The sequence below is a fragment of the Massilia sp. IC2-278 genome, assembly GCF_020708045.1.
Classification (GTDB): Bacteria; Pseudomonadota; Gammaproteobacteria; order Burkholderiales; family Burkholderiaceae_D; genus Telluria.
In genome coordinates this window covers 65,188-88,145 of the sequence record NZ_JAJFES010000006.1, presented here as the reverse complement: position 1 = coordinate 88,145, position 22,958 = coordinate 65,188, and the positions used below count along the sequence as shown (strand labels likewise).

Here is a 22,958-nt window from a genome sequence, read left to right as displayed (position 1 = left end):
TTCATCCGCAAAGGTCACCATGCTTCGCCGTCCGCTGTCCGTCCTCTCCATCAGCCTGATGCTGGCCTTCGGCGCCGGCGCAATCGCTCCAGTCCACGCCGCCGGCGACGCCGACGCCCCCGCCGCCAGGCGCAGTATCAAGGACAGCTACACCAAATACGAATACCGCATCCCGATGCGCGATGGCGTGAAGCTGTTCACGGTCGTCTACGTGCCGAAGGACGCCTCGCAGAACTACCCCTTCCTGATGCAGCGCACCCCCTACAGCGCCGGCGTGAACGCCCAGGGCGAGCTGCGCTACGGCGTCGACTGGATGCCGGAGGCGATCGGCCCCTCGCGCGAGTTCGAGGAAGCCGGCTACATCTTCGTCAAGCAGGACGTGCGTGGACGCTACATGTCGGAAGGGAAGTGGCAGGAGATGACGCCGCATGCCAACAAACAGCGCGCGCCGGGCGAGGGCGTCGAGAGCGAGGACATGCACGACACCGTGGCCTGGCTGCTGAAGCACGTCCCGAACAACAACGGCAAGGTGGGCATCTACGGCATCAGCTACCCGGGCTTCTACACGGCGGCCAGCATCATCGATTCGCACCCGGCGATCAAGGCCGCCTCGCCGCAGGCGCCGATTGCCGACCTGTACATGGGCGACGACTCCTACCACGGCGGCGCCTTCATGCTGGCCGCGAACTTCGACTTCTACGCCTCCTTCACCGAAGCGCCGAACCCGGCGCCGCCACCGAAGGCGCGTACCGAATTCGACTACGGCACCACCGACGGCTACGACTTCTTCTTGCAGCGCCTGACGCTGGCGAACATCGCCGCCGCCATGAGCCCGGCGCAGCGCACCTACTTCATGCCGAACATCGAGCACGACAGTTACGACAGCTTCTGGCAAACGCGCGCGATCACGCCGCACATGAAGAACGTCAAGGCGGCGGTCTTGACCGTGGGCGGCTGGTTCGACGCCGAAGATCCGCAGGGGCCTTTCTCGATCTACGGCGCCATCAAGAAGCACAATCCGAACGCCAGCAACAGCCTGGTGATCGGACCCTGGGTCCATGGCGGCTGGGCGCGCGGCGACGGCGCCCGCCTGGGCTACGTGAACTTCGACAGCAAGACGAGCGAGTACTTCCGCAAGAACCTGCAGTTCCCGTTTTTTGAGCAGCACCTGCGCGGCGTGAAGCCGGCGCGTGCGATCGCCGAAGTGACGGCTTTCGAGACCGGCTCGAATGTCTGGCGCCAGTATTCGGCCTGGCCGCCGGTGCAGGCCAAGCCTCGCACGCTGTACTTCGGCGCGGGCGGCAAGCTGGATTGGAAGGCGCCCATTGCCACGGGTGCGGGCTACGACGAATACGTGGCCGACCCGAAGAAGCCGGTCCCCTTTATCGGTTACCCGGCCACCGGCGTGCCGCGCGAATACATGGTCTCGGACCAGCGCTTCGCCGCCAAGCGGCCCGACGTGCTGGTGTACCAGAGCGAAGTGCTGGAAGACGACGTGACGATCGCCGGCCCGGTGGTGCCGAAGCTGTTCGTCTCGACCACCGGGACCGACGCCGACTGGGTGGTCAAGCTGATCGACGTGTATCCGGCCGATTATCCGCAGGCGGAAGCCGAGCGCCGTGGCAGCGACGTGGGTGCGCCGCCGCTGGCCATGGGCGGCTACCAGCAACTGGTGCGCGGCAATCCGCTGCGCGCCAAGTTCCGCAACAGCTTCGACAAGCCGGAAGCGCTGGTGCCGAACAGGGTGGAAGCGGTCAGCTATGAACTCGGCCAGGTGAACCACACCTTCCGCCGCGGCCACCGCATCATGGTGCAGGTGCAGAGCTCATGGTTCCCGCTGGTCGACCTGAACCCGCAGACCTTTACCCGCATTCCGACGGCGAAGCCGGAAGACTTCGTGAAGGCGACCCAGCGCGTGTACCACGCACCAAACGCCGCGTCAGGGCTGCAGCTGATGGTGATGCCGGCGAACTGATGGCGCGTCCGTAGGGTAGGCGGCTATCCCCTGGGCGCCGTCCACCCTGCGCGATCAGGCGGCGCGGGCCGCTTTCGCCAACCGGCGCCGGTGACGCAGCTTTTCCTTCGTGCCGATGGTCCGCAAGGACAGCACGCTGCGCTCATACCAGGGCCGGGCGCCGGGGAGCAGGGCGGCGCGCACCGCCCGGCGGATGGTGGTGGCCGGGATCAGGTCGGTGGCAAGCTGCGCGATGCGCCGTGCTTCCTCGTGGCGCCCGCAGCCTTCCAGCACCGCCAGGACCTGCTTCACCTCGTCGGCGTAGTTGTAGATGCCGGCCTTGATGCGCGGCGCGATGGTAAAAGGACGCACGCGGCGGTTTGCGACATCCCAGTTCAGGAGCGTACTCGCCCTGCGCACGACGCGCTCCGGATCGGGCAGGAAGCGTCCGGCCAGCGCGAAGTCGCCGGCCGCGATGATCGCCTCCATCGCCCGACTGCTGCAGGCTTGCGCGGTGTCGGGATCGCGCGCCAGCAGCTCGCAAAACACCCCGTAGGTGTGCGCCGCACAGTCCAGGCGCTCGTTGATCGCGGCGAGGTCGCCGAATGCCTGCCTGCCACCGCCGCCGTCAAGCAGGGCGCTGGCATGCCGGTCGCGCTGTGCCTCGAGGGCGGCGTGGGCCGGCGGATACACCTGCGCCAGGTCCATCCAGTAGAACAGCCCGTACGAGTTCCGCACGCCGTACAGCGACGGTTCCTCTTCCAGTGCGTGCTCGTGGAACCAGATGAGTTCGCGCAAGGCTTCCTCATGGCGGCCTTCGAGCGTCATCGACCTGGCTGCATGCAGCCTTTCGTGCGCGGTCTGGCTCACGCGCCCACCCAGGGCAATCCGGCCTTGCACCATCCGCCCACCGTCTTGCGGTGGCCTTCCTGGTCGCGGTCGCCCTCGAAGCCTTCCAGGATGTCGAAGGAGTTCGCGTACCCGAGTTCGGTTGCCACGCGTGCGCTGTGGCGCGAACGCACGCCCGAGCGGCATAGGAACAGCAGCACCTCGTCCTTGCCGGCCACGCTTTCGAGCTGCGCACCGAAGGCGGGATTCGGCTGGCCGCCCGGCCAGGTGGCCCATTCCACGGCGACGTGCTGGGCCGGAGGCACCGCCACGCGGCCGACCCAGTCGCGCTCGGCGTTGGTGCGCACGTCGACGATCTTGACTTTCGGATCGCCCTGCAGCAGCTCGAAAGCTTCCTGCGGCGTGACGGCGCCGGCATACGGCTGGCCATTGGCGCGCTGGCGGGCAGCGTCGAGAATCGATTCGGTCTTGCTCATCGTGTTTCCTCAATTAAAGTGGTGCGCACCAGTGCAGCGCGCTCTTGTCCCCATCGTGCCGCATCGCGGCCAAAACGGTGCGCTGCGCATCAAAACGGTGCGGTTCAATCGCATTGCACTATTATGGTGCAATCGCCGGTATTGGCTGCACCATGGTGTTGTACGCCGATGCCGAAGATTTTATGGTTAAACTCACGGGTTTCCAAAGAACGATTGCGCATTTGTTCATGACGGACTGCTGGCATGGTTCCTGCATATGTTTCGCTTGAGTATGTCGCACGTTGGCTGGACCGGTCGCACAGGATCACGACCCCGCCGCCTGTCGGCACCACCCCTTTTCATTCAGGAGAAACGCATGGCAAAGACCGCCGCAGATGTGATGCAGATGGTGAAGGACAACGAAGTCAAGTTCGTGGATTTCCGCTTTGCGGATACCCGCGGCAAGGAGCAGCACGTCACCGTTCCCGTATCGCACTTCGACCTGGACAAGTTTGAATCCGGCCACGCCTTCGACGGTTCGTCGATCGCCGGCTGGAAGGGCATCGAAGCGTCGGACATGCTCCTGATGCCGGACCCGAACACCGCGAACCTCGACCCGTTCATGGAAGAGACCACCCTGTTCATGCAGTGCGACGTGATCGAACCGTCGGACGGCAAGGGCTACGACCGCGACCCGCGCTCGATCGCCAAGCGCGCCGAAGCCTACCTGAAGTCCTCGGGCGTGGGCGACACCGCCTTCTTCGGCCCGGAACCTGAATTCTTCATCTTCGACTCGGTCCGCTGGAAGAGCGACATGTCTGGCAGCTCGGTGCAGATCGCATCCGAAGAAGCATCCTGGTCGACCGACAAGGACTTCGAAGGCGGCAACAGCGGCCACCGTCCGACCGTCAAGGGCGGCTACTTCCCGGTCCCGCCGGTCGACAGCTTCCAGGACATGCGCTCGGAAATGTGCCTGATCCTCGAATCGCTGGGCATCCCGGTCGAAGTGCACCACCACGAAGTGGCCGGCGCCGGCCAGAACGAAATCGGCACCAAGTTCTCGACCCTGGTCGAGCGCGCCGACTGGACCCAGAACCTGAAGTACGTGGTCTGGAACGTGGCCCACAGCTACGGCAAGACCGCCACCTTCATGCCGAAGCCGATGAACGGCGATAACGGCTCGGGCATGCACGTGCACCAGTCGATCTGGAAGGACGGCAAGAACCTGTTCGCCGGCGACGGCTATGCCGGCCTGTCGGAAACCGCCCTGTACTACATCGGCGGCATCATCAAGCACGCCAAGGCCCTGAACGCGATCACCAACCCGGGCACCAACTCGTACAAGCGCCTGGTGCCTGGCTACGAAGCCCCGGTCAAGCTGGCCTACTCGGCCCGCAACCGCTCGGCCTCGATCCGCATCCCGCACGTGGCGAACCCGAAAGGCCGCCGCATCGAGGTGCGCTTCCCGGACCCGCTGGCCAACGTCTACCTGTGCTTCGCCGCGCTGCTGATGGCCGGCCTGGACGGTATCCAGAACAAGATCCACCCGGGCGAAGCGGCAACCAAGGACCTGTACCACCTGCCGCCGGAAGAAGACAAGCTGATTCCGACGGTGTGCGCGTCGCTGGAGGAAGCCCTGGAAGCCCTGGACAAGGACCGCGAGTTCCTGACCCGCGGCGGCGTGTTCAGCGACGGCATGATCGACGCCTACCTGGAACTGAAGATGGCCGAAGTGCAGCGCATGCGCATGACGCCGCACCCGATCGAATTCGACATGTACTACTCGTCGTAATTCGTCTGCAAGCTGGCTGTTGCGCTACGGCATCAAAACCGTAAGCGAATGTAAAGGACGCGGGGCGAGCCGATGGCTTTCCCCGCGTTTTTCATTCTGATGCGGTATATTCGGCTGGACTTTCACCTTGCGCGCCCCGCGTGCTTTCTCTGACGATGCGAATGACAACCAGTGTGACCTGCCGCGGCCTGAAACTGGCGCTGGCAGCCGGATTGACGATGACGGGCGCGGCCCAGGCCCAGACCCAGGTCTACAAGTGCACCGATGCGCAGGGGCGGGTCGAATTCACCGACACGAATAAAAAGGGCTGCAAGGTGCTGGACCTGCCCGGCTATATTCCGGCGCCGCCGGCGCGCGCCGCTGTGCCGGCGCCCGCGACGGCCGCACGCACGAACAGCCCGGCCGGCAATGCCAATGCGGTCGCTGCCCCCGCATCTGCTCCGTCTCCGTCCGACTTCCCGCGCGTCGACACAAGCCAGCAGCGCGCGCGCGACAACGACCGCCGCGAGATCCTGAACGAGGAACTGCGCGCCGAAGAGCAGAAGCTGGCCGAGCAGCGCCGCGAATTCAACAACGGCGAGCCGCCGCGCAACGGCAACGAGCGCAACTACGCCAAGTACCAGGAGCGCGTCGGCCAGATGCGCGAAGACATCGGCCGCACCGAGCGCAATATCGAAGCCCTGCGCCGGGAAATCGGCAACATCCGATGAGCGACCACGACGCGCACCTCCCCGCGCCGCAGCCGGCCCGCTTTGCCGGTCTCGAACTGCTGGCCTCGAGCGTGCTGCTGGTCGACCCCGACGACCGCGTGCGCTATGCCAATCCGGCCGCCGAGAACATGCTCGACGCCTCGCTGAAATGGCTGTCGCGCCAGACCGTGGCCAGCCTGTTCACCAACGGCGATGAACTGGCCGCCCTGTGCGACCAGACCCGCGCCCACCAATACAGCGATCTGCGCCAGGACCTGGCACTGGAACGCCCGGGGCGCGAAACCCTGCACGTGCACAGCATCGCCAGTGCGCTGGAGGATGGCGAAGTGCTGATCGAGCTGCGCGAGAACGTGCAGCAACTCAAACTCGACCGCGAGGAACGCTTCCTCGACCAGAGCCAGGCCAACAAGGAGCTGATCCGCAACCTGGCGCACGAGATCAAGAACCCGCTGGGCGGCATCCGCGGCGCCGCGCAGCTGCTGGAGCTGGAGCTGCCGCCGCTGCACCTGGGCGAACTGAAGGAATACACGCAGGTGATCATCAAGGAAGCCGACCGCCTGCAAACCCTGGTCGACCGCCTGCTGGCGCCGCACCGCAAGCCGCACATCGTGGGCGACGTGAATATCCACGAAGTCTGCGAGCGCGTGCGTTCGCTGGTGCTGGCCGAATTCCCGAACGGCTTGACCATCCGCCGCGACTACGACGCCTCGATTCCCGAGTTCCGGGGCGACAAGGAACAGCTGATCCAGGCCGTGCTGAACATCGTCCACAATGCCGCCCAGGCCCTCGCGCAACGCATCGCGGCGGGCGACGCCGAGATCGTCTTGCGCACCCGCGTGGCGCGCCAGGTGACCCTGGCCAAGGTCCGCTACGGCCTGGCATTAGATTTGCATATCATCGACAATGGACCGGGTATCGCACCCGAGATCCGCGACCGGATCTTCTACCCGCTGGTGTCGGGGCGGGAGGGCGGCAGCGGCCTCGGGCTGACACTGGCGCAGACCTTCGTGCAACAGCACCAGGGGATGATCGAGTGCGAAAGCCGGCCAGGACTGACGGATTTCAGGATCCTGCTGCCGCTGCCATAAGCGGGTGCGGCGGGACGCCGCGGTCGCTTATGAATCCACATTGCGGAAAGCCACGAACTACATGAAACCAATCTGGATTGTCGACGACGACGCATCGATTCGCTGGGTGCTGGAAAAAGCCCTGGCGCGCGAAAATCTTGAGACGCGCAGTTTCGCCAACGCCCGCGATGCGATGGCCGCCTTCGAACACGATACGCCGCAGGTGCTGGTGTCGGACATCCGCATGCCCGGCGAATCGGGCATCGACCTGCTGCAGGCCGTCAAGGAACGCCACCCAGGCCTGCCGGTCATCATCATCACCGCCTTTTCCGACCTCGATTCGGCCGTTGCTTCCTTCCAGGGCGGCGCCTTCGACTACCTGGCCAAGCCCTTCGATATCGACAAGGCCGTGGCGCTGATCCGCCGCGCCCTTGAGGAAAGCCTGCGCGAAGCCAGCGTCGAGGCGCCACCTGCCGAAACGCCCGAGATCCTGGGCCTGGCGCCTGCCATGCAGGAAGTGTTCCGCGCCATCGGCCGCCTGTCGCAGTCGAACGTCACGGTGCTGATCACCGGCGAATCCGGGACCGGCAAGGAGCTGGTGGCCAGCGCCCTGCACAAGCACAGCCCGCGCGCCCAGCAGCCCTTCATTGCGCTGAACACGGCGGCGATCCCGAAGGATTTGCTGGAATCCGAACTCTTCGGCCATGAGCGCGGGGCCTTTACCGGTGCCCAGGCGATGCGGCGCGGGCGCTTCGAGCAGGCCGAGAACGGCACGTTGTTCCTCGATGAAATCGGGGACATGCCATTCGACTTGCAGACGCGTCTGTTGCGCGTGCTGTCGGACGGGCACTTCTACCGCGTCGGCGGCCACCAGCCGGTCAAGGCGAATGTGCGCGTGATCGCGGCCACCCATCAGAACCTGGAACAGCGCGTGCGCGACGGGCTGTTCCGCGAAGACCTGTTCCATCGCCTGAACGTGATCCGCCTGCGCCTGCCGAGCCTGCGTGAGCGGCGCGAAGATATTCCCTTGCTTGCACGCCACTTTTTGGTGCAGAGCGCACACCAATTGGGCGTCGAACCGAAGCGCATGAGCGACAGTGCGATGCGTTTCCTCAGCGGCCTGGAATTGCCGGGCAACGTGCGTCAGCTGGAAAACCTGTGCAACTGGATCACGGTGATGGCGCCGGGGCAGACGGTCGAGATCAAGGACTTGCCGCGCGACCTGACCCAGGGCGGGCAGGGGGCGGTTGCCGCCGTCCAGCCGGCGTATGTGGAAGGCGGCATGCCGGCGCCGGCCGCGCTGGCTACTCCGCCGTCGCCGGATGGCTGGATCGGACTGCTGGAACTGCAGGCCGCGAGCATGCTCAGCGCAGGGCAGTTCGAGGTGATGGACACGCTCGGCAAGCAGTTCGAATCGGCGCTGATCAAGACGGCGCTGAAGCACACGCACGGGCGCAAGAACGATGCGGCGATGCGGCTGGGGATCGGGAGGAATACGATTACGCGCAAGATCGTCGAGTTGGGCATCGACGGGGCGCGGGAGGAATAACGCGTCGCGAAGGCTCCAGGCCTGCGGCTTCAAATGAGGCCTGCGGCCTGGACCGTAGGGTGGGCCGGGCCGCGCTAGGCACCCCGTGCCCACGCGAAAAGCGATAGGGTGTTGGCCATGTTTGGATGTTGCGGCATGCTCTTGCACGCTGCGTCTCAATGCATGGCCTGCGGCTTCAAACCCGCCAACATGACGCGTCGTTCCGCGTGGGCACGGGGTGCCCACCGTACGGTTGAGCGCCGCGGGCCGTTGTGGCGCGTCGATTGGGCAGGCCGGATGGTGTAAGCTCACGCATCGCTGTCCCATCCATTTTCACTTCATGCTGATTAACTGCGTCGCCTACCAGGAAGGCAAGAAACTGTCCGATATCCCGGTCGAGGATATCAGCGAATACCTGAAACAACCCGAATGCTTCGTCTGGGTCGCGCTGCGCGATCCCGACCCCGTCGAACTGACCGTCATGCAGCACGAGTTCGGCCTGCACGAACTGGCCGTGGAAGACGCCTCGCGCGGTCACCAGCGTCCCAAGCTCGAGGAATACGGCGACTCTCTGTTCGCCGTCGTGCGCACGGTCTACCTCGACCACGAGGAACTGTGCTCGGGCGAGGTGGCCATCTTCGTCGGCCCGAACTACGTGCTGTCGGTGCGGCGCGATTCGGCCCAGGGCTTCCTCGGCGTGCGCGCCCGTGCCGAACGCGAGCCGCACCTGCTGAAAAAAGGTTCCGGCTTCGTGCTGTATGCGCTGATGGACGCCGTGGTCGACCGCTATTTCCCTATCATCGACAAGCTCGAATCCGACCTCGAATCGATCGAGGACCGCATCTTCGGCGGCAAGGGCGCCCAGCGCGACAACATCGAACGTTTGTACGACTTGAAGCGCAATACCCTGGTACTGCGCCATGCGGTGATGCCGCTGCTCGATGCGGTCGGGCGCCTGCACGGCGGCCGGGTGCCGCAGGTGGCCTTCGAGGCCCAGGATTATTTCCGCGACATCCACGACCACCTGCTGCGCATCGCCGGCCGCCTGGACACCATCCGCGACACCATCGCCACCGCGATCCAGGTCACGCTGTCGATGGTCGCCATCGACGAGAACGAGATCAACAAGCAGCTGGCCGCCTACGCCGCCATCTTTGCCGTGTTCACGGCCTTTGCCGGCATCTGGGGCATGAACTTCGAGTTCATGCCCGAGCTGAAGTGGAAGTATGGGTATCCGGTCGCCATCGTGGTGATGGTGGCCGTGAGTTACTACATGTACCGCAGGTTCAAAAAGGCTGGATGGCTTTAATTGCGGCCGGCAGTCGCCGCGCTGCCGCCGGTCGCCACCACGATCAAGCCAATCGCGGCCCACTGCACCGCGGTCAGCACCTCGCCCAGCACGAAGAAGCCGGCCAGCGCACCCACCGCCGGCCCGGCGCTGACCAGGATGCCGAACACCCGGCGCGGCAGGCGCGACAGGGCCAGCATCTCGAGCGAGTAGGGCAGGATGCTCGACAACACCGCCACCACCAGGCCGCCGAGCAGGATCTGCGGCGCGAACAGGGCGCTGCCGGCCTGGGCCAGCCCCACCGGCACCGTGCAGACGGCCGCCACCAGCATCCCCCACGAGACGACGTGCCCACCCTTCAGGGTAGACACGCGCTTGCCGAACACGATGTACATCGCCCAGCAGAAGGCGGCGCCGAGCGCGGCGGCCACGCCGACCGGATCGAGCGCGGTGGCATTTGCCGTGGTCGGCGCCAGCAGGTACAGCCCGCCGGCCGCGCAGGCGACCCAGGCAAAGTCGCGCAGGTGGCGCGAAGACAGCACCACCACCGCCAGCGGCCCGATCACCTCGATGGCGATCGCAATCCCGATCGGAATGCGCGCAAAGGCGGCGTAGATGAGGAGGTTCATGAAGCCCAGCATCAGGCCATACACCACGACGTTCGCGATGTCGCGCCGCGCCAGCGGCGCACGCCAGGGCCGCCAGAAGGCCAGCAGCAGGATTGCCGCCAGGCCCACGCGCACGGCGGTCACGCCGGCGCTGCCAACCAGCGGGAACAGGCCCTTGGCATAGGCCGCCCCGAAGTTCACCGAGATGATGGAGCCGGCCACGGCCAGCAGCGGCGCCAGGGCGCTGCCGGTCTGTGCTGGCGTGGCGGCTTGCAAGGCGCTCAGTCCTGCAGGACAGGGACGGGCGCGCCCATGGCCAGTGCCACGGCTTCGGCCACGCGGATGCCGTCCACGGCCGCCGACATGATGCCGCCGGCGTAGCCCGCGCCTTCGCCGGCCGGGAACAGGCCGCGCGTGTTCAGGCTTTGCAGGTCGTCGTCGCGGCGCTTGATGCGGATCGGCGAGGAAGTGCGGGTCTCGACGCCGGTCAGCACCGCATCGTGCTTGTAGTAGCCCTTGATTTGCTTGTCGAAGGCGACAAAGGCTTCGCGCAGCGCCATGATCGCGTATTCCGGCAGCGACGGCGCCAGGTCGGTCAGGTGCACGGCCGGGCGGAACGAGGGGATCACCGAACCGAATTCCTTCGATGCCACGCCCTTCACGAAGTCGCCCATCAGCTGGCCCGGCGCGTCGTAGGTGCCGCCGCCCAGTACAAAGGCGCGCGACTCCAGTTCGCGCTGGAAGGCGATGCCGGCCAGCGGGTGTCCCGGATAGTCCTCCGGCGTGATGCCGACCACGATGGCGCTGTTGGCATTGCGTTCGTTACGCGAATACTGGCTCATGCCGTTGGTGACCACGCGGCCTTCTTCCGACGAGGCAGCCACCACGGTGCCGCCCGGGCACATGCAGAAGCTGTACACCGAGCGTCCGTTCGAGGCGTGGTGCACGATCTTGTAGTCGGCCGCGCCCAAAATCTTGTTGCCGGCATTCGGACCGAAGCGGCAGACGTCGATCAGCGATTGCGGGTGCTCGACGCGGAAGCCGATCGAGAACGGTTTCGCTTCCACATACACGCCGCGGTTGTACAGCATCTCGAAGGTGTCGCGCGCGCTGTGGCCGACCGCCATCACCAGGTGGTTGGTCGGGATCGTTTCGCCGCTCGCCAGCACCACGCCGCGCACCTGGCGCACGCCGTTCTGTTCGTCGATCAGCACGTCGTCGACGCGGGTCTCGAAGCGGATCTCGCCGCCCAGCGACAGGATTTCTGCGCGCATCTGCTCGACCATCTTCACCAGGCGGAAGGTGCCGATGTGCGGTTTGCTGACGTACATGATCTCTTCCGGTGCACCGGACTTCACGAATTCGGTGAGCACCTTGCGGCCGTAATGCTTGGGGTCCTTGATCTGGCTATACAGTTTACCGTCCGAGAAGGTGCCGGCGCCGCCTTCGCCGAACTGCACGTTCGACTCGGTGTTGAGCTTGCGCTTGCGCCAGAAGCCGAAGGTGTCGACGGTGCGTTCGCGCACGATTTTCCCGCGTTCCAGCACCAGGGGATTGAGGCCCATCTGGGCCAGGATCAGGGCCACGAACAGGCCGCAGGGGCCGGTCCCGACCACGACCGGGCGCGGCGTGCCGGCCGGCGGACGCGGGGCGTCGACGAACTTGTAGCCGGTGTCCGGCGAGGGCACGATGTACTGGTCTTTCTGCAGGCGCTGCAGCACCGCCGCCTCGTTCCTGACCTCGACGTCGATGGCGTAGATCAGCACGATGGCGGCTTTCTTGCGCGCATCGTAGCTGCGTTTGAAGACGGTGAAGTCGACCAGATCAATGGCCTCGATGCCGAGGCGTGTGAGGATGGCGTCGCGCAGGGCGTGGTCGGGGTGGTCGAGGGGAAGCTTGAGTTCGTTAATTCGCAGCATAGGTTTCGCGTAGGGCGCCAGCGGGGGCGGTCAAATCAATCCGCTATTTTACTTCAGCCAGCACAGTCGATCAGGCGCCGGGAAAGGTTCTCTTCCGCTTAGTTATTTCCGCGCCACAAGGATAAACACTCGGTAAAAATTCCCGAGGCACCTTTTTGGCATTTATTGCGCACTTTCCTGGTGCGTTGCATCAAATGATTCTTTTTGCATATGTGTTGTTTTTACACATTTCGCCTGTCGTGTTTCGTTGACACACAGACTTTTCACATGGTTTTATGTACGAATGCCAACAACGTTTCGTTACTCGATAAACGGTTTTGGAGAGTGCACGTCCTAACCCAACGGGCATAAAAAAATAGTTTGCCTAAAAGCGGTCAGTTTCAGTCGCAACGATGTTTAAACGTAATACCGAAGCATCCTGAAGAAAAAGTATTCACGTGGTTTGCGTGAAGGAAGGGAGCGCGCGCAGGCGCGCCAGGTTCGAAAGAGACATGCCCGTACACCGGTACGGGTGCCAATAAGAAATCAACCTTGAGAAAAGCCCAGAAGGAGAAGCATTCATGACGTTTAAGTTGAAGTCGATGCCGTACGCAATTTCGGTCCTGGCCGCTACCGGCGCCCTGGCCGGCATGAGCCCCGCCATGGCCCAGGAAGCCCCGGCGCAAGCCCAGCCCATGCAGCGCGTGGTGGTGACCGGCTCGCTGATCAGCCGTGCCGATACCGAGACCCCGACCCCGGTGCAGGTGCTGACCGCGGCCGACATCCAGAAAAGCGGCAAGACCTCGGTCGCCGAACTGCTGACCGACCTGGCCGCCAACGGCGCAGGTACCCTGGGCACCGGCTTCGCCGGCGCATTCGCCAACGGCGCATCGGGCATCTCGCTGCGCGGCCTGACCGTCGGCGCCACCCTGGTGCTGATCGACGGCCACCGCATGGCGCCGTACCCGCTGTCGGACGATGCCCAGCGCTCGTTCGTCGACGTCTCCTCGATTCCCTTCGACGCCATCGAAAGCATCGAAGTCCTGAAAAGCGGCGCTTCCTCGCTGTACGGCTCGGACGCGATCGCGGGCGTGATCAACATCAAGCTCAAGAAGAACCTGAACGGCACCCGCCTGAGCGCCGAAGTCGGCGACACCCAGCACGGCGGCGGCGCCACCAAGCGCGGCTCGATCAGCACCGGTATCGGCGACATCGAAGCCGACGGCTACAACGCCTTCATCACCGCCGAGTGGCGCGACCAGAAATCGATCCGCGTGGCGGACCGCGACCAATACGGCTGGGCCAACCGCGACTGGCGTTCGCGCGGCGGCAACGACCTGACCCTGGGCGTGCCGACCGCCGTCAACACCGACCCCTTCCTGACCGCGGCCAGCAGCCCGTTCCTGTACAACCCGAACACCGGCGTCGACAATCCGGCCAGCTACCAGTTCCTCGACCCGAGCTGCAACTTCCAGCTGTACCGCGCCGGCGCCTGCTCGGTGCGCGATACCGACTCCTTCATCCAGCCGGCTACCGAGAACATCAACGTCCTGATCGGCATGACCAAGAAGCTGAGCCAGGACTGGGAAATCGCCTTCAAGGGCTCGATGTTCCAGCGCAAGAGCCTGAACAACCGCGCCGCCGCGCCTGCGATCTACAACCCGCGCAGCTTCAACGGCACCACCGTGCTGGCCAACGGCATCCTGACCCCGCGCGTGGGCGCCATCGCCAGCACCCTGTTCCAGCCGGGCGCACCGGTCGGCGCCGGCGTCACCAACCAGCTCGGCGCCGCGTCGAGCCTGTACGGCTTCATCCCCGATATCGATCCGGCCCTGACCACCGACAACAAGTCGACCAGCACCCGCTTCTCGGTCGACCTGACCGGTAGCGCCTACGGCTGGGACCTGTCGGCCGCCGCCGGCGCGACCCGTGTCAAGTCGGACGCCAACTACAGCGGCTACGTGAACCGCAACGCCCTGTACAACGCCCTGAACAACGGTACCTGGAACGTGCTCGGCAACAACGATCCGGCCCTGGTCAACCAGGTCTCGCCACGCTTCAGCAACAAGCTGACCTCGACCCTGAACTACTTCGACCTGGTCGGTTCGCGCGAACTGATGCAGCTCGGCGCCGGCCCGCTGGCCATCGCAGCCGGTATCCACTGGCACGAGCGCGAGCAGAATGCGCCGCCTTCGCCGCTGACCGCGAACGGCCTGGTGGCCAACACCTCGGCCTTCACCATCGGCGACGAAACCAACACCGCGGCGTTTGCCGAAATCCGCGCCACCCCGATCCAGAACGTCGAAGTCGGCGTCTCGGGCCGTTACGACCACTTCGACACCTACGGCAATTCGTTCACGCCGTCGGCCAACTTCAAGTGGACCCCGATCCAGCAGGTCGGCGTGCGCGGCACCTTCGCGCGCGGCTTCCGTGCGCCGAACCCGTCGGAAGTCGGCAACGCCGGTTCCTTCTTCACGTTCAACGCGATCCGCGACCCGATCCTGTGCCCGAACGGCAGCCGTACCACCGCCGGCAACGTGCCGTCGGCCTGCTCGTTCGCGCCGCCGTACGTGCAGACCACCAATCCGGACCTGTCGCCAGAGAAATCCAAGTCCTACACCCTGGGCCTGATCGTCGAGCCGCTGCGCGGCCTGAACATGACCCTGGATTACTACAACATCAAGATCAACAACCTGATCGTGACCCAGGCCGGCAACGACCCGAGCTATGCGCCGGTATGGGTGCGCGGCCCGATCGCGCCGATCGCCATCGCCACCGGCGTCGGCACCGGCACCACGATCGGTACCCCGGCCGCCGGCCCGATCCTGTACGCCGAATCGCCATACATCAATGCCGGCAGCACCAAGACCCACGGCATCGAGGCGGACGTGCGTTACCGCTGGCGCCTGGCCAACGACATGGGCGCCATCACGGCCAACCTGAGCGCGGCGCACACCTTCGGCTATGAAACCTCGGTCGCAGGCGAAACCTACCAGCTGGCAGGCACCCAGGGCCCATCGTCGGTCGGCGGCGCAACCGGTAACCCGAAAGACCGCGCCCAGTTCACCCTCGGCTACAACCGCGGCCCGCTGGACGTGACGGCCACGGTGAACTACACCAGCGGCTTCTCGACCATCGACCCGGCCCTCGGCGCACTCGATTGCAACTCGACCGCGGAAGACGTGGGCGGCCGCCAGTACTTCACCGGCCTGCCACAGCCTCTGCAGTACTGCAACGTGTCCTCGTTCACCACGACCAACCTGAACCTGCAGTACAAGTTGAGCGAGAACCTGACCCTGCGCGCTGCCGTGCTGAACCTGTTCGACAAGCAGCCGCCGTATGACGTCGCCACCTACGGCAACGCCGGCGCCCAGACCTCGTACAACGCGTCGCTGCACCAGGCAGGCGCCATCGGCCGCTTCTACAGCCTGGGCCTGAACTACACCTTCTGATAAGGGAGGGCGGCGGCAGCGATGCCGCCGCATGAAATACGAAGCCCCGGGGCAGTTCGCTGCGCCGGGGCTTTTTTATGGACGGACAGCGTGGTCTACATCCCGCCCCAGATCCCCGCCAGCATGGCCATCGCCGCCAATGCCGCCGTCTCGGTGCGCAGCACGCGCGGGCCCATGGCCAGGGGCAGGGCGCCGGCCGCGATCGCCGCGTCTTCTTCCTCGGGCGAGAAACCGCCTTCCGGGCCGACCAGCAGGGTCAGCGCCTGCGCCGGGTTCGCCTGCGCCCAGCCTGCCAGCGATTCCGTGCCGCGCGGGCTGAGCAGGATGCGGGGCTGCGGCGGCTGGCCTGCGGCCGGCGTGTCGATCCAGCGCCGGAACTCCGCCAGCGGCAGCAGCTGCGCCAGCCGGTTGCGTCCGCTCTGCTCGGAAGCCGACTCGATCACGCCCTGCCAGTGGGCCTGGCGCTTGTCGAGCCGGTCGCCCGACAGGCGCACCACGCTGCGCTGGGCCGCCAGCGGCTGCACGGCGGCCACGCCCAGTTCCACCGCCTTTTCGACGATCCAGTCCATCTTCGCGCCCTCGGGCAAGCCTTGGGCCAGGGTCACGGCGTAGGGCAGTTCGACGTCGATGGCGTCAAAGGCGTCCACGGTTGCGCTCGCCCGCTTCTTGCCGGTTTCCAGCAGGGTGGCCCGGTACTGGCCGCCGCGGCCGTCGAACAGGGTCAGCGCCGCGCCCGGCTGCAGGCGCACCACGTGCAGGTGGTGGGCGACGGATTCGGGCAGGTCGACGGTGGCGCCGGCGGCGAGCGGCTGGGGGCAATAGAAGCGGGGCATGCGGTTCCTGTTAAAACTATATGAGCGGCAAAACCTGCATTTTAATTCGGCAGAGGTGGGCTCTGGTAAAATAACGGGCTACGGCCCGCCGCAGGCCCTCCGCTTCCCAATCCAGACTCACGCACTCCATGAAATCTACGCAAACCACCACCCTGATGGCCAACGCGATCCGCGCGCTGGCGATGGACGCTGTTCAAAAAGCGAATTCCGGCCACCCTGGCATGCCGATGGGCATGGCGGAAATCGGCGTTGCGCTGTGGGACAAGCACTACCGCCACAACCCGGCCAATCCGGGCTGGTTCAACCGCGACCGCTTCCTGTTGTCGAACGGCCACGGTTCGATGCTGCACTACGCGATGCTGCACTTGGCCGGTTACGACCTGAGCATGGACGACCTGCGCGACTTCCGCCAGCTGCACTCGAAGACCGCGGGCCACCCGGAAGTCGGCATTACGCCGGGCGTGGAAACCACCACCGGCCCGCTGGGCCAGGGCATCGCCAACTCGGTCGGCATGGCGCTGGCCGAATGGCTGCTGGGCTATGAATTCAACCGTCCGGGCTACGACGTGGTGGACCACTACACCTACGCCTTCCTGGGCGACGGCTGCCTGATGGAAGGCATCTCGCACGAAGTGGCCTCGCTGGCCGGCACCCTGCGCCTGAACAAGCTGATCTGGCTGTACGACGACAACGGCATCTCGATCGACGGCCGCGTCGAAGGCTGGTTCACCGACGACACCCGCAAGCGCTTCGAAGCCTACGGCTGGAACGTGATCGGCCAGATCGACGGCCACAGCGTCAGCGCCGTCTCGGACGCGATCGCGCAAGCCAAGGAATCGGACCGTCCGACCCTGATCTGCTGCAAGACCATCATCGGCAAGGGCGCCCCGAACCTGGAAGGCGGCGATAAAGTCCACGGCGCCCCGCTGGGCGACAAGGAAATCGCGGCCGTGCGCCAGCACCTGCTGTGGGACCCGATCCCGTTCGACATTCCTGGCGAAATCTACGAAGCCTGGGACGCCAAGGAACGCGGCGCCGCCTTCGAAGCCGAATGGAACGCCAAGTTCGCCGAATACCGCGGCGCCCACCCGCAGCTGGCCGCCGAATTCGAGCGCCGCATGAAGGGTGAGCTGCCAGCCAACTTCAACGAGGTGCTGGACGCCGCGATCGCCGCCTGCATCGAGAAGAAGGAAACCATCGCTACCCGCAAGGCCTCGCAGAACGCGATCCAGGCCCTGGCCGCGACCCTGCCGGAATTCCTGGGCGGCTCGGCCGACCTGACCGGCTCGAACCTGACCAACTGGAAGGAATCGGTTGCCGTGCGCTCGGGCATCCCGGGCAACCACATCAACTACGGCGTGCGTGAGTTCGGCATGGCCGCGATCCAGAACGGCGTCGCCCTGCACGGCGGCTTCATCCCGTTCGGCGCGACCTTCCTGACCTTCTCGGACTACAGCCGCAATGCCCTGCGCATGGCCGCCCTGATGAAGATCCGTTCGCTGTTCGTGTTCACCCACGACTCGATCGGCCTGGGCGAAGACGGCCCGACCCACCAGTCGATCGAGCACGTCTCGTCGCTGCGCCTGATCCCGAACCTGGACAACTGGCGTCCTTGCGACACCACCGAATCGCAGGTCGCCTGGGGCGCCGCCGTCGCTCGCAAGGATGGCCCGTCGACCCTGATCTTCTCGCGCCAGAACCTGTCGTTCATGGAACGCGACGCCGCCACCGTCGCCAACGTGGCCAAGGGCGGCTACGTGCTGCGCGACGCCGCCGACGCCAAAGTCATCCTGATCGCCACCGGTTCAGAAGTCGAACTGGCGATGAAGGCTGCTGACGCGCTGGCAGGCGAGGGCGTTGCCGCCCGCGTGGTCTCGATGCCGTCGACCGACGTGTTCGAGCGCCAGGACGCCGCCTACAAGGCTAGCGTGCTGACCCGTGGCGTGCCGCGTGTCGCCATCGAAGCCGGCGTGACCGACTTCTGGTACAAGTATGTCGGCCTGGAAGGCGCGGTCGTCGGTATCGACACCTTCGGCGAATCGGCGCCGGCGCCGGTGCTGTTCAAGCACTTCGGCTTCACCGTCGAGAACGTCGTGGCGAAGGCCAAAGCGGTCATCGCAGGCTAATCAGTTTCAGCAGGGGCTGCCGTTTGGCAGCCCTTTTTCCAGATTCAGCATGTGCAGCATGTGCCATATGAAAAAAGTTTTTTTCTAATCAGGAGCAAAGCATGACGATCAAAGTTGCAATCAATGGTTATGGCCGTATCGGCCGCAACATCCTGCGTGCCTTCTACGAAGGCGGCAAGAAACAAGACATCCAGATCGTGGCGATCAACGACCTCGGCAATGCCGAGTCGAACGCCCACCTGACCCGCTACGACACCGCCCACGGCAAGTTCCCGGGCACCGTCACGGTCGAAGGCGACAACATGATCGTGAACGGCGATCCGATCCGCGTATTCGCACAGCGCAACCCTGCCGAAATCCCATGGGGCGAGCTGGGCGTGGACGTGGTGCTGGAGTGCACCGGCTTCTTCACCACCAAGGAAAAGGCTTCGGCCCACCTGAAGGGCGGCGCCAAGAAAGTCATCATCTCGGCACCGGGCGGCAAGGACGTCGATGCGACCATCGTCTACGGCGTGAACCAGGACGTGCTGAAAGCGTCGGACACCGTGATTTCGAACGCGTCCTGCACCACCAACTGCCTGGCCCCACTGGTCAAGCCGCTGAACGAAGCCATCGGCCTGGAAACCGGCCTGATGACCACCGTGCACGCCTACACCAACGACCAGGTGCTGACCGACGTCATGCACGAAGACCTGCGCCGCGCCCGTTCGGCCACCCAGTCGATGATCCCGACCAAGACCGGCGCCGCCGCCGCGGTCGGCCTGGTGCTGCCGGAACTGAACGGCAAGCTGGACGGCTTCGCGATCCGCGTGCCGACCATCAACGTGTCGATCGTCGACCTGACCTTCATCGCCAAGCGCGACACCACGGTCGATGAAGTGAACCAGATCATGAAAGCGGCGTCGGAAGGCGCACTGAATGGCGTGCTGACCTACCAGACCGAACCGCTGGTCTCGGTCGACTTCAACCACAACCCGGCCTCGTCGAACTTCGATTCGACCCTGACCAAGGTCTCGGGCCGCCTGGTGAAGGTGTCGTCGTGGTACGACAACGAGTGGGGCTTCTCGAACCGCATGCTCGACACCACCGTCGCGCTGATGAACGCCAAGTAATATGGTGAACGCCCGGGCCGCGCGGCCTGGGCGTTCGGACAATAAAAAAACCCGTGCGGCGCGAGCCGCACGGGTTTTTTGTTGCCCTTCTTTTTAGAACGCGCAGTTAGAACGCGCAGTTTAGAACGTGTACGTGCCGCGCACGTAGAAGGTACGGCCCACGGCGTCGGTATACCGCGGATCGTAGCCGGCCTGGAAGGTCTGCTGCTGGAAGCTCAGCGGCGGTTCGCGGTCGGCCAGGTTGCGCACGCCCAGGGTCAGGCCGAAGCCCTGCTTCTGGGTCCAGGACACATAGGTGTCCAGGGTCGTGTACGACGGCACGCGGTTTTCCGGGTCTTCATCCACGTAACCCGTCTTGTAGCGGGCCGACAGGCCGGCGCCGAATTCGCCCAGGTTCCAGTTCAGCTGGGCCGAGTTCTGCCAGCGGAACACCGGACCCACGCCCGAGAACACGCCGACGTTCTTGATCCATTCGCCGCCTTCCGAGTTCTGGTAGTCGTACTTGTGGACCCAGGTGGTGTTCATCGCGAAGTTGAAGTTGCCGTAGCCGGCGGTGCGCATGCGGTAGGCCGCGCTCAGGTCGATGCCGTCGGTCTTCAGGCCGCCAAGGTTCTGGGTACGCAGGTCGATGTAGCCGCAGGTGGCCGGGTTCGGGCACTGCGAGCCGTCGGTCGACAGGTTGCCGGCGCCGTTACGGTGGTACAGGGCCGCGTACTTGGCCGGGTCGTCGAAGACTTCGTTCTCGTTCAGCGAGCCGATCTGTTTTTCCAGTTCGATGCGGTAGAAGTCCAGGCCCAGGGTCAGGTTGTTGATCGGCTCGAACACCACGCCCAGGGTCAGGTTCTTCGATTCTTCCGGATCGAGGTTCTGGTTGCCGCCGAACAGGGCCTGGAACTGCTGGGCGCAGCTGGTGGCGCGCGTCTTGCCAGGAATGACGACGCCGCCCGGGCAGTTGATCGGGTCGTCATGCTGCGAGGTGTTGGTGTAGGTCTGGGCGGCGTTGATCTCGTACAGCGACGGCGCACGGAAGCCGGTCGAGTAGGAGCCGCGCACCAGCACCGTCTGCGAAGGCTGGAAGCGGAAGCCGAACTTCGGATTCGTGGTGTTGCCGAAGTCGCTGTACTTGTCGTAGCGCACGGCGGCGGTGACGTCCAGGGTGCTCAGGATCGGCACGTTCAGCTCCGCGAACAGGGCGTACACCGAGCGCGAACCCTGGTTCAGCAGGTTCGGGTCGATGCCGGTACTGGCCACGACTTTCTCGGCATACTCGGTATTCGCGCGGTTCAGGAACTTCTCGCGGCTGGCCTGGCCGCCGACCGCCAGCGCCGCGTTCTTGCCGGCGCCGACCCAGTCGCCGAACTCGCGGCTGGCGCTGAAGTCCAGGGTCTTGGTGGTGCCTTTCGCGGTCTGGATGGTGCCGTTCAGGGCCGCGCTTTCGATCAGGGTCATGCCTTCCGCGGTCTGCTCGCCGAAGGGATTGATGATGCCGTTCAGCACGCCCTGCGAGATGATGCCGCCGTCGCTGTAGCCCACCAGGTTTTCGGTGACCTTGTTCTGGTTGTAGCTCAGGGCCGCCGTGTAGTCCCAGCCGGCCACGGCGCCGGACAGCGAAGCGACGAAGCGGTGCTGGCGGTTGGTGTTCTGGTCGCCGCGCGAGCCGTTCGGAAGGTCGCGCCATTTGACGTTCAGGTAGCCGGGCTGGACGCCGGCGGGCAGGCCGGTGGTGGCGAACAGCGGGTCGACGAAGGTCGGGTCGATCGCGAAGCCGGCCGGCACGGCGCCCGGGTTCCCCGGGAAGAAAGGATTCAGCGAGCCATTCGGGCGCAGGCGGTTCATGTACAGGCCGCCGTAGGGCACCGGCGCGATCAGGCTGGCCACCTTGCTGCGGCTGACCAGGTATTCCAGGCCCAGCTCGTGGTTCTGCGGCAGCTTCAGGGTGCCCTTGAACAGGCCGCTGGCGCGCTCGCTCTTCGGAATGTAGTCGACGAAGCTCGAGGTCGTCATGTAGCAGTCGGTGCCGGTATCGCCCGGGATCAGGTTCGGCGCCGAGGTGCAGTCCGGCGCGGCCGGGTTGAAGCTGTCGCCGTCCTGGAAGTAGTTGGCCGGGCTGGTGGTCGGCGACAGGCCGCCCGGGTAGCGCGTGTTGAACGGGCGCTGCAGGCCGTTGATGTTGTTCTGCTTCTGGAAGTCGCCGATCGCGAAGACGTTGAAGCCGTCGGTGTCGAGGTCGCCGTAGCCGAAGCCGACGTTGGCGTTCTTGGCGATGCCGCCGTCGTGTTCCGGCTTGTCGTAGCCCGCGGTCACGGTGCCGCCGGTGAAGTCCTTGCGGGTGATGAAGTTGATGACGCCGCCGACGGCGTCGGAGCCGTACAGCGAGGAGGCGCCGTCACGCAGCACTTCGACGCGCTCGAGCGCGGCGAACGGGATCATGTTCAGGTCGGGCGCCGAGCTGTCGAAGGCGTTGTTCGCCAGGCGACGGCCGTTCAGCAGGACCAGGGTCTTGTTGGCGCCGATGCCGCGCATGTCGGCGAACGAGGCGCCGCCGGTGCTCAGGCCGACGACCTGGCTGGTGCCCTGCGAGGCCTGGACCGGGGCCAGGTTCGACATCACCTGCTCGACGGTGTTGATGCCCTGCTTCCTGAGGTCTTCCATCCGCACCACGGTGACCGGCACCACGGTTTCGGCGTCGATGCGCTTGATGGCCGAGCCGGTGACGACCACGCGCTGCATCGGCTGCTCGGCGGTGTCCTGCGCAGTTTGGGCATGGGCGGGAAGGGACAGCAGGGTGGCGCCCAGGGCGCCGGCGGAACAGATCAAGCGTACGGATTGCGTTAATACTTTTTCTTTTAACATGAACAAAACTCCCGTGTCGGTAATCGTGGTACCTCGCGTCGCAGAGCGACCTCGGCTATCAGCAATAAAACACGGAGAATGTAAATACGTCAATTTTGTATTGATCTGTATAGACAAAATTGGTGAATTTATATCCTAAAAACAACAGAATTCTCTTATTAATTGCATATAAATTAACTTTTCAGTGTCATGCAATATGGATAATTTGCGCAATGCAGCAAAACAAAACGCCCGTCCGGGCGTTTTTTATTTTGCAGTTTGCATATCCTTAGCAGATTACTGTGCTTGTAGTAAGGAAAAAACAACACCGCTTACTATTTTTTACAGTTCTTAACGAAAAACGTTTTCTTTAACACAACCCTCTGAGAGACTGAACTTATATGCATGAGGTACGCATATTGTTTTTGACAAAAATCAAACAACCTCGAGGGAC

Annotated in this window: 15 protein-coding genes; 9 read left to right on the top strand and 6 right to left on the bottom strand. The window is 64.7% G+C overall.

Annotated elements, in window-relative coordinates; genetic code table 11:
* The first annotated feature begins 19 nt into the window (after positions 1-19).
* The gene (locus LK540_RS13675; protein ID WP_229437848.1) at positions 20-1,975 is read left to right on the top strand and encodes a CocE/NonD family hydrolase; all 1,956 of its coding nucleotides are present in this window, start codon (positions 20-22) and stop codon (positions 1,973-1,975) included.
* A 54-nt stretch (positions 1,976-2,029) separates the two neighbouring features.
* Here the strand turns inward: LK540_RS13675 and LK540_RS13670 are convergent, their stop codons facing one another.
* Together LK540_RS13670 and LK540_RS13665 are read right to left on the bottom strand one after the other, a co-directional pair.
* Positions 2,030-2,782, bottom strand: coding sequence for a hypothetical protein (locus LK540_RS13670; protein WP_229437847.1), 753 nt, complete (start codon positions 2,780-2,782; stop codon positions 2,030-2,032).
* 38 nt (positions 2,783-2,820) lie between these two features.
* Positions 2,821-3,279 (bottom strand): rhodanese-like domain-containing protein, encoded by a 459-nt coding sequence (locus tag LK540_RS13665; protein WP_229437846.1) that lies wholly within the window; start codon positions 3,277-3,279, stop codon positions 2,821-2,823.
* A 355-nt stretch (positions 3,280-3,634) separates the two neighbouring features.
* On the opposite strand from LK540_RS13665, the gene glnA reads away from it, so the two are divergent.
* From glnA to corA, 5 genes are all read left to right on the top strand, one after another.
* Positions 3,635-5,050, top strand: a complete 1,416-nt coding sequence (gene glnA, locus LK540_RS13660; RefSeq protein ID WP_229437845.1) for a type I glutamate--ammonia ligase — start codon at positions 3,635-3,637, stop codon at positions 5,048-5,050.
* A 161-nt stretch (positions 5,051-5,211) separates the two neighbouring features.
* Positions 5,212-5,760, top strand: a complete 549-nt coding sequence (locus LK540_RS13655; RefSeq protein WP_229437844.1) for a DUF4124 domain-containing protein — start codon at positions 5,212-5,214, stop codon at positions 5,758-5,760.
* A complete protein-coding gene (gene glnL, locus LK540_RS13650) occupies positions 5,757-6,848 on the top strand; it encodes a nitrogen regulation protein NR(II) (RefSeq protein WP_229437843.1) in 1,092 nt (363 codons plus the stop codon). Before LK540_RS13655 ends, glnL begins: the two co-directional genes overlap by 4 nt.
* A gap of 61 nt (positions 6,849-6,909) precedes the next feature.
* On the top strand, positions 6,910-8,376 hold the full coding sequence (gene ntrC / locus LK540_RS13645; RefSeq protein WP_229437842.1) for a nitrogen regulation protein NR(I): 1,467 nt from the start codon (positions 6,910-6,912) through the stop codon (positions 8,374-8,376).
* Between the two features lie 319 nt (positions 8,377-8,695).
* A complete protein-coding gene (gene corA, locus LK540_RS13640) occupies positions 8,696-9,664 on the top strand; it encodes a magnesium/cobalt transporter CorA (protein WP_229437841.1) in 969 nt (322 codons plus the stop codon).
* On the opposite strand, the gene LK540_RS13635 is transcribed toward corA, so the two are convergent.
* Positions 9,661-10,527: a DMT family transporter gene (locus LK540_RS13635; protein WP_229437840.1), complete on the bottom strand. Its 867-nt coding sequence runs from the start codon at positions 10,525-10,527 to the stop codon at positions 9,661-9,663. The genes corA and LK540_RS13635 overlap by 4 nt on opposite strands.
* A gap of 5 nt (positions 10,528-10,532) precedes the next feature.
* Complete coding sequence (locus LK540_RS13630) at positions 10,533-12,170, bottom strand: NAD(P)/FAD-dependent oxidoreductase (protein ID WP_229437839.1); 1,638 nt, start codon at positions 12,168-12,170, stop codon at positions 10,533-10,535.
* A 560-nt stretch (positions 12,171-12,730) separates the two neighbouring features.
* On the opposite strand from LK540_RS13630, the gene LK540_RS13625 reads away from it, so the two are divergent.
* Positions 12,731-15,601, top strand: a complete 2,871-nt coding sequence (locus LK540_RS13625; RefSeq protein WP_229437838.1) for a TonB-dependent receptor — start codon at positions 12,731-12,733, stop codon at positions 15,599-15,601.
* Positions 15,602-15,696: 95 nt separating this feature from the next.
* Here the strand turns inward: LK540_RS13625 and LK540_RS13620 are convergent, their stop codons facing one another.
* Entirely contained in the window at positions 15,697-16,434 is a 738-nt protein-coding gene (locus LK540_RS13620; RefSeq protein WP_229437837.1) for a 16S rRNA (uracil(1498)-N(3))-methyltransferase, read from the bottom strand.
* Between the two features lie 128 nt (positions 16,435-16,562).
* Between LK540_RS13620 and tkt the strand changes: the two genes are divergently transcribed.
* Positions 16,563-18,560: a transketolase gene (gene tkt / locus LK540_RS13615; RefSeq protein WP_229437836.1), complete on the top strand. Its 1,998-nt coding sequence runs from the start codon at positions 16,563-16,565 to the stop codon at positions 18,558-18,560.
* A 101-nt stretch (positions 18,561-18,661) separates the two neighbouring features.
* On the top strand, positions 18,662-19,672 hold the full coding sequence (gap, locus tag LK540_RS13610; RefSeq protein ID WP_229437835.1) for a type I glyceraldehyde-3-phosphate dehydrogenase: 1,011 nt from the start codon (positions 18,662-18,664) through the stop codon (positions 19,670-19,672).
* A 120-nt stretch (positions 19,673-19,792) separates the two neighbouring features.
* On the opposite strand, the gene LK540_RS13605 is transcribed toward gap, so the two are convergent.
* Complete coding sequence (locus LK540_RS13605; RefSeq protein WP_229437834.1) at positions 19,793-22,489, bottom strand: TonB-dependent receptor; 2,697 nt, start codon at positions 22,487-22,489, stop codon at positions 19,793-19,795.
* Positions 22,490-22,958 lie beyond the last annotated feature (469 nt).